This is a genomic window from Bacillus sp. MUM 13, assembly GCF_001866725.1.
Taxonomy (GTDB): domain Bacteria; phylum Bacillota; class Bacilli; order Bacillales; family DSM-1321; genus Peribacillus.
The window spans coordinates 1-710 of record NZ_MLYQ01000130.1; the positions used below are offsets into that span (position 1 = coordinate 1).

The following is a 710-nucleotide window of genomic DNA, read 5'->3' on the forward strand; positions in this document are numbered from 1 at the left end:
CAGTTTTCAAAGAGCAATCTCTGTCATTTACCTAGCAAATGACTAAATTATTGGTGGAGCCTAGCGGGATCGAACCGCTGACCTCCTGCGTGCAAGGCAGGCGCTCTCCCAGCTGAGCTAAGGCCCCATAACATAAAGAAAAACTGGTCGGGAAGACAGGATTCGAACCTGCGACCCCTTGGTCCCAAACCAAGTGCTCTACCAAGCTGAGCTACTTCCCGTAATATGGCGCGCCCGAAAGGAGTCGAACCCATAACCTTCTGATCCGTAGTCAGACGCTCTATCCAATTGAGCTACGGGCGCATATTATAATATAGTGGTGCCGAGGACCGGAATCGAACCGGTACGGTAGTCACCTACCGCAGGATTTTAAGTCCTGTGCGTCTGCCAGTTCCGCCACCCCGGCATATACGAAATAATGGAGCGGAAGACGGGATTCGAACCCGCGACCCCAACCTTGGCAAGGTTGTATTCTACCACTGAACTACTTCCGCATATGGTGCGGGTGAAGGGACTTGAACCCCCACGCCTTGCGGCGCCAGATCCTAAGTCTGGTGCGTCTGCCAATTCCGCCACACCCGCATATGAATGGTGAGCCATGAAGGATTCGAACCTTCGACCCTCTGATTAAAAGTCAGATGCTCTACCAACTGAGCTAATGGCTCTAAACATTCTAATCATCAAAATATTGATGGTGCCGGCAAGAGGAC

At 51.7% G+C, this 710-nt stretch carries 7 tRNA genes; all 7 read right to left on the minus strand.

The window, feature by feature from the left end:
* Positions 1–51: 51 nt before the first annotated feature.
* Positions 52–127, minus strand: a tRNA-Ala gene (locus BIV59_RS21340).
* A gap of 17 nt (positions 128–144) precedes the next feature.
* Positions 145–221 (minus strand) — tRNA-Pro (locus BIV59_RS21345).
* A 5-nt stretch (positions 222–226) separates the two neighbouring features.
* Positions 227–303, minus strand: a tRNA-Arg gene (locus BIV59_RS21350).
* 14 nt (positions 304–317) lie between these two features.
* Positions 318–406: transfer RNA gene (locus tag BIV59_RS21355), tRNA-Leu, on the minus strand.
* Positions 407–419: 13 nt separating this feature from the next.
* Positions 420–494, minus strand: a tRNA-Gly gene (locus BIV59_RS21360).
* Between the two features lie 3 nt (positions 495–497).
* A tRNA-Leu gene (locus tag BIV59_RS21365) sits at positions 498–582 on the minus strand.
* A gap of 7 nt (positions 583–589) precedes the next feature.
* Positions 590–665: transfer RNA gene (locus tag BIV59_RS21370), tRNA-Lys, on the minus strand.
* Positions 666–710 lie beyond the last annotated feature (45 nt).